6 protein-coding genes are annotated in these 11942 nt (G+C 34.9%); 1 reads left to right on the forward strand and 5 read right to left on the reverse strand.

Annotated elements, in window-relative coordinates:
- Positions 1-18: 18 nt before the first annotated feature.
- Genes HMPREF2818_RS07945 through rexB form a run of 3 tightly spaced genes read right to left on the reverse strand, consistent with a single transcriptional unit; the run spans position 19 to position 7795 of the window.
- Positions 19-936, reverse strand: a complete 918-nt coding sequence (locus HMPREF2818_RS07945; RefSeq protein ID WP_000634649.1) for a magnesium transporter CorA family protein — start codon at positions 934-936, stop codon at positions 19-21.
- A gap of 12 nt (positions 937-948) precedes the next feature.
- Positions 949-4572: a helicase-exonuclease AddAB subunit AddA gene (addA, locus tag HMPREF2818_RS07950; RefSeq protein WP_000143226.1), complete on the reverse strand. Its 3624-nt coding sequence runs from the start codon at positions 4570-4572 to the stop codon at positions 949-951.
- Entirely contained in the window at positions 4562-7795 is a 3234-nt protein-coding gene (gene rexB / locus HMPREF2818_RS07955; RefSeq protein ID WP_000772292.1) for an ATP-dependent nuclease subunit B, read from the reverse strand. Before rexB ends, addA begins: the two co-directional genes overlap by 11 nt.
- A gap of 177 nt (positions 7796-7972) precedes the next feature.
- On the opposite strand from rexB, the gene HMPREF2818_RS07960 reads away from it, so the two are divergent.
- Positions 7973-8875 carry a KPN_02809 family neutral zinc metallopeptidase gene (locus HMPREF2818_RS07960; protein ID WP_000686767.1) on the forward strand — a complete coding sequence of 301 codons (903 nt, stop codon included), beginning with the start codon at positions 7973-7975 and terminating at the stop codon, positions 8873-8875.
- A gap of 68 nt (positions 8876-8943) precedes the next feature.
- On the opposite strand, the gene pheT is transcribed toward HMPREF2818_RS07960, so the two are convergent.
- A complete protein-coding gene (gene pheT, locus HMPREF2818_RS07965; protein WP_000961585.1) occupies positions 8944-11349 on the reverse strand; it encodes a phenylalanine--tRNA ligase subunit beta in 2406 nt (801 codons plus the stop codon).
- A gap of 53 nt (positions 11350-11402) precedes the next feature.
- Positions 11403-11924, reverse strand: coding sequence for a GNAT family N-acetyltransferase (locus HMPREF2818_RS07970; RefSeq protein WP_000078403.1), 522 nt, complete (start codon positions 11922-11924; stop codon positions 11403-11405).
- Between the last annotated feature and the right edge of the window lie 18 nt (positions 11925-11942).

An 11942-nucleotide genomic window follows, 5' to 3' on the forward strand; every position in this document is an offset into this window, starting at 1 on the left:
CTTACGCACCGAATATTTTTATTTTCTTAAGTTAAAAACTCGTTTTAAAATTTGAGCAATAATAACCCAAAGTAAGACCGAAGTAGCAATAACAATTAACCATGAACTCCGTGATTCTGTAAGAGGTAATGGAATATTCATCCCAAAAAAGCCAGTAATTGCTGCAATAATCGCTAAATTAATCGAAATGATATTCAAACCTGTTAAGTTTTCGTTCAAGTTATTATTTAAGACATTGTTAAAAGTAGATGATAATTGTGAAAGTACCTGACTGTTTAATTGTGTCATACTGACTAACTGATGCGCTTCAATGAGAGCATCTGATAACTGTTCTTTTTCCACTTCAGAATTAAATCGCTGACTAGGATGAACATCTAATTGCTCTAATACCAATGCATTTTGATTGGCAGCTGTCAAAAGATAAACGGATCCTGTCTCTAGGTCACTCATGGCTAATAAGCGCTTATTGGTTGTTTGTTCTCTCAATTGACGGTTGAGAATATCCTTTTCTCTATCAATTTTCGATACAACATTAAAATATTGTTTTGTAATCAAAGTTAAAGCTGCAAATAAAAATTTTTTAGGAGAGACATCTGGATTACGGTCTAGATATTTTTGCAATAGTTCTAGCATATAACTATTTCGAGACCGTGTCACCGTTATCAAACGGTCGTGTGATAAGCAAAAGGTCATCGGAACGGTCTCATAATAACTTTCTTTCTGCTTTAGATCAATAGTATTAAAAATAATCGTCAAGACTTCTTTTCCTTTAATATGAGAACATTCCATAAAGGCTCGTTCATAATCATCCAGAGCATATGTAATAATCTCACTATCCAAATATTTTGCTTGAATTTCCGATGTTTCTGTTCGCAATTGCTCTGCTTCAATATTAATCCAAGTAAAACCATTTCCAAATTTTTGTTCGACTATCATTTTTTCCTTTCTTTAATCCATTTTTACCACTTCTAGCTGTTTACCACCTAAAAGAATTAAGTATTTGTCTATCTTTTCTATCTCGTAAGATTTTTTTAAAGCTTCTGCATATAAAGCCATTTGTCCCTGATAGCGTTCTTTTAATTCCAGAGGATTGACAAATTTATCAGTCTTATAATCAAATAGAATTATCCGATTTTCTAATAGTAGATACCCATCAATAATACCACGTACAACGAATTTCTCACCACTCTCCGGATCTTCTTTTAACATGGCAAAAGGTGCCTCTCGATGCAGATGTTCTACTTCTTCTTGTATATACTTACCGAGTGAGGTTTCTTGGAAAAAATAGTTGATTTTTTCAATCTGAATAGCCGCTTTGACACTTGTTTCAGCATTCACTTCTGTCAAGGCTTTTTGAATATCTTCCATTTTGACATGAGATGACATCTCTATGCGTTGCATTAATTCATGTACAGCAGATCCTAAAGCTGCTGGGTCTTGCTTTTTACTTGTAGAAAAATCAGGTAACTTAAAATCTACTGATGTTTTAGTAATAGTTTCCATCACATCAACGCCTTCTATATCTAGAATAGGCTCATAGAATTTTTTGACTTGACTTGGTGTTCTTACTGTCGGTAACTCAATAGCCGCTTTATAAGTTTGATTAATCTGTTCAACAGATTCTAACACGCTAATCGCGCGCACGATATCTTCAGACTGACGATTCTCTGCCTTATTATCGGGATTGAAAGGTAGACTAGGATTAACCATCCCTATGTGGTGATCTGTTAATTCCTCTAATGATACGAAGTTGATGTCATAAAACAACTCTTGTTTCTTATAGGTTTCATGAACAGCCAGTAACCAATCTTGAAAGGTCACAAAAGTCTCACGACTAGCTAATGGGAGATGATTATTTTCAGATACTAAGTCATAATGATCAGCCCATTTGGTTTGACTAGCCTTACCAACCAGATATAATTTTTTCTCTGCACGTGTCATAGCTACGTAAAGTAAACGCATTTGCTCTGATAAAGTAGCTAAGCGTAACTCTCTTTTATTAAGTTGGTAAGGAAGTGTTTCCATGCTAACCTTTACTGCAGGCAGTAGCTCTTCTTCGAGTTCATGTCGCATATCAGCAACATATTTAATACCAATCCCTTGATTTCGGCTTAAAATAAGAGGGGAAGTTATGTCTACCATTGAAAATTTCTTATCAATATTTAAAATAAATACATACTTAAACTCAAGACCCTTTGATTTGTGTATAGTCATTAGGTTAACAGCATTTTGCGGTAATGCCACCTCAACATCTGCCAAATCATTTTCATTTTCTAAAACTTTATCAATCATTCGAATAAAGCGTGATAAACCCTTGAAACCTGTTTTTTCAAACTGATTTGCTCGAAGTGCCAAGGCATATAGATTGGCTTGACGTTGCTCAGCTTTAGGCAGAGCTCCTACATAATCATAATAAAAACGGTCATTATATATTTTCCATATTAAATCATAAAGCGAATGCCATTTAGCAAAATCACGCCAAGTCTGGAATGTTTTCATAAAGTGATCTATTTTAGAAGATAATTCTGGAGTAATTAAATCACTATGATGACCTTCTTTATGATAAGACAATTTCACTTTATGATAAAAAGCCATTTTGACATCCTGAATAGCAATTCTTGTTAAATCATCTTCATTAAAGCCAAACATGGGAGATCTCAAAAGAGCAACTAGAGCATAATCATTTAAGGGATTATCAATTGACCGCAAAGTATCAAGCATTACCATCACTTCGACTGATTTTAAGTAATTTTGCTCCCCACCGTCAGTTACCAAAGGAATACCATAACGGTCAAAAGTTTGTAAGATACCATCATTCCTTGTCCTTGAAGAAACTAAGAGGGTGATATCTTGAAAGGGAACATTCTCTTCTTTATGCAATCGAATAATTTCTTTTGCGACTAACTTTGCTTCAGCTGGGCTAATATCATATTGTTGACTATCACTGTCATTTATATCATCTTCATCAGTATCTAATAGTAAAACTTGTGTTTTATTATTCGGATGTCTTTCTTGCTGTCTTGGACTACCAGCTTTTAATTGGTGACTTTCATCATAAAGAATGTCTCCTACTTCTTCATCCATAAGATGTGTAAACACACTATTTGTACTGTCTAAAACCTCTGATTGACTCCGAAAATTCTCTTTCAGAATAATTAATTTCCCTTGACTTGGATTGTCTTGGTAAGCTTTGTATTTATCATTAAAAATTTGTGGATCAGCCTGACGAAAACGGTAAATTGATTGTTTTATGTCTCCAACCATGAAACGATTATGTCCATTAGACAATAATTCTAACATTCTCTCTTGGGTATGGTTATTGTCCTGATACTCATCAACCATTACTTCATGATACTTATCTTGATAAAGTTGCCTAATATCATGATTTTCTTCCAATATTTGAATTGCAAAATGGGCAATATCAGAAAATTCAAAAGCATTTTCTTGAATCTTCTCCTGTAAATATTGTTCTGAGAAATCTAGAACAAAGGATTGCAATAATTCTAACAAGAAAAGAGATTCTCCTTGATACTTAAAAATAACTTCTAAGTGCTTAAGTCCAACGATACGATTATGCAATTGTTTAAAGATAGGATATTTAACGCCAGCAACTGTAACATCATTGCCTGAAGGAATCACATTAGTGATATCACGTGCCAAATTAGCCAATCCTTTTTTTCCATACAGCAAATTAAAGTCTTGAGACCAATGGACTAAATTTTCAATTATTTTAAGGTGTTTTTTGTAATTTGCTGTCGGAACCCCTTTAGCAGTTAATTGCTTATAATCTTCTTGATCCGTTAAATCACGTAATTGATTAGCAGTTGTTTGCATTACATTTAAAAGGCTTGAAACTTCTTGATCTGGAATAGCTTCAAAATCAGTGTAAGTTTGTGCACCTTTTAGAAAAACTGTTTGCATCCAGCGCTTGGGGTTATCGGTGGACTGGCTAAAAGCATAAACTTTATAAACCATTTCTCGAAAAGCTTTGCTATCTTTACGATTACCTGAGAAATTTTTGACTAATTTTATGAATGAAGCTGCATTCTTCCCAGTCATGTAGTCAGAAAATAAATCAGCATAGACCTCATTCTTTATGACGTCTTGCTCATTTTTATCTTGTAAAATCCTAAATATAGGTGATATGCCCAAAGTATAACCATATTGGTTAACTATTTTTTGCGTAAAAGCATCCATAGTACCAATATCAGCTGTTTGAATGCCTACAAGTTGCTGGGTGAGAAACTGTTTTAAATCATCTGATTCTGCGGATTTCAAAGACTCGTTTATTTTCTTTTCTAAACGTTCTTTGAGCTCACCTGCCGCTTTTACTGTAAATGTTGAGATAAACAAAGAGTCAATCGGAACCCCTCTTAAAAGTTTATCTAAAATCCGCTCAACCATTACAAAAGTCTTTCCAGAACCAGCCGAAGCTGATACCAGGACATTGTTACCAAAAGTATAAATGGCTTCAATTTGTTCAGGCGTTCGCTTTTGTTTTTTATCAGAATTTTTTTCTTCTGTCTGAATAACAGCAATATCTTCTGGATTTAAGAAAGGCTTAAAGGTCATCATTTTCCTCCTCTTGCTGCATTAATGTTAAGAAACCTTGACGTTTTTCCTTAGCAGGTAATTTATAAAGCGCTCTGGCACGCGCCATATGCCTATCCGCCTCGAACCCCGTAATACTCTTAAACTGATCACCGTCAACTGTTTTAGCATCTTCTGTATATGGATTGATCAAAAACTTACCTGACTTAATAGTCTCAGATGCTTTTTTGTAAAGCAATTGGTTATGTGCTTGTAAAATAGCAATTTCAGCCTCTGAATAAAGGGAATCTTTGAGATGGTATTTCCCATTTGCTAAAAATTCTTTTTCAGCTTCTGAAAATAATCCTTTATAAGTTAAAGCTTGATGATTTTTTGTTACTAAATCATCTAAATTTTTAATTTTAGACAAGTCTTGTTTAGGTTCTTGCATATGTAAATACATAGCTCCAAAAATCGGTGGTTTTTGTTCAACCTCCTTGTCACGACTGATAGCATCAATGTAGGTAACTAATTGTGGACTTAGACCGTTATAAAATTTTTGGATATCGAATTTTTGAGCGCTTGATTTATAGTCCACGACACCCAAAGAACCATCAGATAAACGATCGATACGGTCAATAATACCGTTAATTTTTATAGTATTATCAATCATTAGTTCAAATCGTTCTTCTTCACTTTCAACAGTCATCTGACTATCTTGTCGTAATATGGTTGCAGTTGCACGCGCGATATCTTCTAAAATTTCTAAAGAATAACGACTTTCTGCATCTTCTGAATACAAGGATTTGAAAACATCTTCTTGATTGGTTTTATTAATTGCAGAGTTGAGTTTCTCTTCAAAAGATTCTATCCCTTGGTTTTTCATCAGAATTTCAAAAACACGATGAAGGTACGTTCCATGGTGCCGCATATCTGGATGAATTGAGTCTTGTTCTTCCAAACCTAACACATATTGTAAAAAATACTTATATTGATTATTATAAAAAGTTGTCAAAGCAGATGAGGATAATTTAAGTGGGTCATCTTCTGGGAAGCGTCTGGTCATCACATCTGATGAAACTGTCACAGTATCAAGACTATCTGTAATTATTGGTATCTCAATCCCTTTAGAAGTTAATTGACGACGCAAATAACGAACAGCAACTGACCAAAAAGTTTGTTTTTCTTTAGTCATCTCTTTGTCAATAGCAGAGCGATACAAGTCAACAACACGCGATAATAAAGCTTTGTAATTCCCAATATTATCAGCTTCTTCTTTTAACGATTGGCGTCCTTTATGATTAAAAGGAACACCTATATCTCTTAGTTCGATAAGATATGGTGACATCTGATCTTCAGACTCATTCAATAATTGTGGTATAGTCAACACTAATGCTTGTTTAGCAGCATTAAAAAGAGAGAGAGCAGCAAAATGGTTTTTCTTCAAATTTTCTCGCGTCATAATGTCAAAATGACCATCAGTGTCATTGGCATCATTTATAAGCTGACGTTCAATATCAGATATTAAAGATTTGTTTTGAGCAATCTTTGGAAAATGTGATTGTGTCATGCCTAGGGCATAGACAAATTGATTACTATGTGGTTCTACCAAGTCGTAAGACTTAACAGTAACCACATCAACAGTAGCAGGGACCATACGATACTCGGCTTGCATCATACCTGAATTTAATAACGATAAAAATTCATCTAAATTTAATTTTTCTTGACCAAATATTGTTTGAAACTGCTCTAAAATATCTGTAAATGTTTTCCAAACTTCTTGATGTTTTTCTTGTTCATTTTCAGACATTTGACCAACTAATCGCGATAAATTGTCACTCAAACCTACCTGAGTAAGGAAAAACATGAATTGGTTGAGTGTTTTTATACCGTCTTGTTTTTTCGTTTTAACAAAACTTTCCAGTGGAGCAAGGAGGGACTGACGAATAGTGTTAAGACGCCCTAAATCAAATTTTTTAGCCCCCACAACAAAATCTGTAAAGAACTTCTTAGGACCTTTAATGTCTGCATATGAGATATAAGCCTCAAAATAATCTAAATCATCTTGACTAATCTCTCCATAAATACCTGTCTTAAAAAGATTTAAAACATCTTCAGCTCTAAATCGATAACGTTTTATTCGAGACAAGGAATCCATAAAATGAACTAAAGGGTGCGCAGCCATTGTTTCAGCTTTACCGAAATAATAAGGAATATCATACTGCTCAAAAATCTTGCTTAATTGTAGTTTATAACTATCTACATCTCCTAGTAAAACTAAAATATCTTTGTAGCGATATCCCTGATAAAGTTTCTGACGTATAGCTCTAGCCACATGTTCCACTTCATCTTTTTGATTAATGCACTCCCAAATTGTTATACAATCTTTAGCAGTGTCGTCTAAAATGTGACTACTATTTGTAAAATCATGTTTACCTTCGATATTTTTCGAAATCATTTCAAAACCAGACTTACTTTCCCACTTAGACAAGATAAATTCTGGTTTTGTTTGAAATGTCGTTGCTAGATATCTTAAAAAATCAACCCCTGCAGAATAAATATTTCCATTAGTAAAGTTAGCCTTATACGCTTTTTGGCTAGCATAAGCTCCGATGATAATCTCTTGACAACGTGAACTCAGACTTTTAATTAAAGCTTCTTCTTCAGCTGAGAAACGGGTAAAACCATCGACTATAAGGATAGTGTTCTTTAAATCCACATCTAGCTGGCCTGACCTTACTTGTTCTGTAAAAAAGGCAATTTTAGATTGATTGTCGTATTCTCCTTCTCTTAAAAGATCTGAAACCACTAGAAAAATAGCTAATAAATCTTCAAATTTTTCAGGAGAATGTAAATATTTTAAATCTAAAATACTCAGATTTGCTGTCTGCAATTCTTTGTATAGGTCTACCAATTGACTGATAAAGGAAGCATCTTGCTTCAATCGTCCAAAAACTTTTAATTGTCCATCTTCAAAACTTGCTAAAGCACGATAAAAGATCATTGCTAATCCAATATCGTTTAAACTTTCTTTTTGATTAGGCTGGTTTAAAGTAAAATAACGTGCCAATTGAGCAAAGCGAGTAATTGTAATAGCAAAAGAGGCTTCTTGAGGAAGGTTCTCTAATACTGCACGCTCTTTTTCAAAAGATAAAGAGTTTGGAGCAATATAAAAAATACGCCATCCAGCTTCAGCAGCATGCGCGGCCTGATTGACTAAGATTTCTGTCATATCATGATTAATATCAGTATAAAGTAATTTCATGAATCTCCTATCTAATAAGTCAACTGAGAAGTAAACCTTCTTCAACTTATCCTTTACAGTTTATTAATATTATACCAAAAATAGCTTCAAATCTAGGGGAAGATATTTAGTTAAAAATTCAAGCATTTCTTATTAAAATAGTTTATAATGAGCCTATAAAACACTTTGGAGATACTTATGAAAATAGATGACCTAAGAAAAAGCGACAATGTTGAAGATCGTCGCTCCAGTAGCGGAGGTTCATTCTCTAGCGGAGGAAGTGGATTACCGATTCTTCAACTTTTATTGATGCGAGGGAGTTGGAAAACCAAGCTTGTGGTTTTAATCATCTTACTGCTACTTGGCGGAGGGGGACTAACCAGCATTTTTAATGACTCATCCTCACCTTCTAGTTACCAATCTCAGAATGTCTCACGTTCTGTTGATAATAGCGCAACGAGAGAACAAATCGATTTCGTTAATAAAGTCCTTGGCTCAACTGAGGATTTCTGGTCACAAGAATTCCAAACCCAAGGTTTTGGAAATTATAAGGAACCAAAACTTGTTCTTTACACCAATTCAATTCAAACAGGTTGTGGTATAGGTGAATCTGCTTCAGGACCATTTTATTGTTCAGCAGATAAAAAAATCTATCTTGATATTTCTTTTTACAATGAATTATCACATAAATATGGTGCTACTGGTGATTTTGCTATGGCCTACGTCATCGCCCACGAAGTTGGTCACCACATTCAAACAGAGTTAGGCATTATGGATAAGTATAATACAATGCGACACGGACTTACTAAGAAAGAAGCAAATGCTTTAAATGTTCGGCTAGAACTTCAAGCAGATTATTATGCAGGGGTATGGGCTCACTACATCAGGGGAAAAAATCTCTTAGAACAAGGAGACTTTGAAGAGGCCATGAATGCTGCCCACGCCGTCGGAGACGATACCCTTCAGAAAGAAACCTACGGAAAATTAGTGCCTGATAACTTTACCCATGGAACAGCTGAACAACGCCAACGTTGGTTTAACAAAGGCTTTCAATATGGTGACATCCAACACGGTGATACTTTCTCCGTAGAACATCTATAAATTTTAAATAAAAAAACAGCATCTTAATTGATGCTGTTTTTTATTTATTTTTCAACGTAAAATATAAATTATCTTATTTCTGCATTAACTTTCTCAACGAGTGATTTAGTGATTTTTTCCATATATTTAGCCACTTCTTCGTCCGTTAGATTGTCATTAGGGTTTTGGAAAGTTAAGCTATAAGCCATTGATTTATACCCTTCTGCAATATTATTTCCAGCGTAGACATCAAACAGTTTAATCGCTGTTAGACGTTTTACCCCTGATGTCTCAATTGCTGACACAATATCATGATGACTAACAGATTCTGCAAGTAATAATGCAATATCGCGAGATACAGACGGATACTTCGTAATATCTTCAAAAATCAACGCTTGGTTCATTTGACTTTCAATAGTTGATAGATTGATTTCAGCAACATAAGTTTCAGGAATATCATATTGTTTTGCAGTTTGTGGGTGTACTTGACCAACAAAACCAATCTCTTTCCCATCTAATAAGATAGTTGCTGTACGACCTGGGTGCATACTTGCTAAACCTTTTTGTGCTACAAAAGTAACATCTAATTTTAATTTAATAAAGAGCGCCTCTACAATACCTTTGGCGTAGAAGAAATCAACTGGCTTGGCTTTTGTTTGGAAATCTTTTTCCTCTACTAGACCTGTTAAGGCAAAAGTAAACGTCTCTACTTCAGTTGGTAAATCTTCTTTTGGATTACCAGTTTGTTCAAAAACTTTTCCTATCTCATAAACTGCAAGGTTACTGTTTTTGCGAGCAACGTTATAAGCAATTGTATCAAGCATTCCTGAAACAACATTTTGGCGAAGTGCTGAGCGATCAACAGTCATCGGCCACATAAGTTCAGTTATATTAGTTGCTTGAGTTGAGAACTGCACTGCTTTTTCTGGAGTTGTTAAAGCATAGGTGATAATTTCAGATAATCCTGCTCCTTCAGCAACCGTACGGACTCTACGACGTAAGCGTTGCATACTCGTTAATTCTCCTGCAGTCGCTCCGGCTTCTGGCAATGTTGTTGGTAATTTTTCGTAACCATAAATACGGGCAATCTCTTCAACTAAGTCAGCTTGAATGGCAATATCCCATCTACGACGCGGTACCAACACAGTAAATTTCACTTCTGAACCAGAAATAGCAAAGCCGAGTTTTTCAAATACTTCTTCAATATCAGTATAGGTAAGTTCTGTTCCCAAACGAGTATTAACGTAACCAAGAGTCGTTGATACCTCTACCGGCTCAGTTGGAAGAACTCCTTCTGTAACTTGACCAGAAAGAACTTGACCACCTGCCAATTCTTGTAACATTGCAGCCGCAAAATCCATAGCCTCTGAAACTGTATCATAATTGATACCTTTTTCAAAGCGAGAAGATGATTCTGAACGAAGGTTGAGTCTTCCACTTGTTTTGCGGATACTTGTTCCATTAAATACTGCCGCTTCAAGGACCACTGTCTTAGAAGAACTACCAATTTCAGTTGATTGTCCTCCCATAACGCCTGCCAAAGCAACTGGTTGATCATTTACCGCAATGACCAAGTCATCAGCTATTAAGTCACGCTCTTCACCATCAAGAGTAATTAACTTTTCCCCATTCTCAGCATTACGTGCTACTATAGTTGTCCCATCAAATTTATCAAAATCAAAAGCATGCATTGGTTGACCATAAGTCAAAAGAACATAGTTTGTCACATCAACAACATTATTAATTGGACGTATACCAGCATTCATCAGTTTATTTTGAAGCCATTGTGGACTTGGTGCAACTGTTACATTCTTAACAATACGAGCCGAGTAAGATAAAACTTTATCTGATTCAATGACAACAGAAATCTTATCAGCTGCTCTTTCTGCTTCTTCAATGAGATTTTTTTCTTCAAAATGAACTTTTTTCCCATAAATTGCTGCTACCTCATGGGCAACACCACGCATTGAAAGAGCATCTGCACGGTTTGGTGTAATTGATAATTCAATAATTTCATCATCTAAGTCAAGATAAGAGAAAATACTATCACCAGGTATAGCTCCCTCAGGTAAAATTTGGATACCATCAGAAAACTCTTTTGGAATGATACTTTCCGATAAGCCCAACTCTTGAAGTGAACAAATCATTCCAAGTGACTCCATACCACGGATTTTACCTTTTTTAATCTTATAGTTATCTGCAATACGAGCACCAGGAACCGCTACGATAACATTAATACCAGTCTTGACATTTGGAGCACCACAGACAACTTGACGAAGTTCATCATCCCCTGTATCAACTTGACACAAATGTAAGTGGGTATCTGGAACATCTTCACACGAAACAATATGACCTACAACTAATTTTGATAAACCTTCCGCTGGTGTCTCCACACCTTCAACCTCAATACCAGTGGTTGACATTTTCTCAGCTAGTTCTGCTGTTGTAACATCAACATCCACTAACTCTTTTAACCATTTATACGATACTAACATGTAATTTCTCTCTATTTATTTTCTTTTATTTTTATACAAGTGCTTTGTAGTTTTTAGTGTAAACTTTTTCTTAATAACCAATCCGTATCCACTTTATCACCTACTGAAAATTGGTGCTCAGAAAATTTTTCAAATCCGTATTTAGCGTAAAATGCCTGAGCTTTATGATTAAACTCCCAAACACCTAACCAAGCCCAATCTAAGCCTGATTTATAAGCTAAATCCAAAGCGAATTCGAAAGTAGCCTTACCTATACCTTTCCCTTGGTAGGCATCTAGAAGATAAATCCTTTGAATTTCAAATGCTTTATCAAGATCTTTTTCAGTTTGCTGACTTCCCCAGTTTACTTTTAAATAACCCACTAAATCTGTATCAAGATAAACAAAATAAGTATCAGATTCAGCATGGGTAATTTCCGATTTTAATACTGGTAAAGTGTAAGACTCATTGAAAAATGCTTGAAGTTGTTCCTCACTATTATCATGAGAAAACGTCTGCCGAAAGGTTTCTATAGCAAGATTCTGTAAAATATTCACATTATCAAGGCCAACCTTTTTAAAAGTAATTTGAGACATTAGAAAACCTCCTATTGA

Origin of the sequence: Streptococcus sp. HMSC076H09 (assembly GCF_001811765.1) — a bacterium.
GTDB lineage: Bacteria > Bacillota > Bacilli > Lactobacillales > Streptococcaceae > Streptococcus > Streptococcus agalactiae.

Coding starts and splice junctions, on each gene's coding strand:
- rexB (WP_000772292.1), bottom strand. CDS start 7,795: ATGAAATTACTTTATACTGATATTAATCATGATATGACAGAAATCTTA.
- HMPREF2818_RS07945 (WP_000634649.1), bottom strand. CDS start 936: ATGATAGTCGAACAAAAATTTGGAAATGGTTTTACTTGGATTAATATT.
- pheT (WP_000961585.1), bottom strand. CDS start 11,349: ATGTTAGTATCGTATAAATGGTTAAAAGAGTTAGTGGATGTTGATGTT.
- HMPREF2818_RS07970 (WP_000078403.1), bottom strand. CDS start 11,924: ATGTCTCAAATTACTTTTAAAAAGGTTGGCCTTGATAATGTGAATATT.
- addA (WP_000143226.1), bottom strand. CDS start 4,572: ATGACCTTTAAGCCTTTCTTAAATCCAGAAGATATTGCTGTTATTCAG.
- HMPREF2818_RS07960 (WP_000686767.1), top strand. CDS start 7,973: ATGAAAATAGATGACCTAAGAAAAAGCGACAATGTTGAAGATCGTCGC.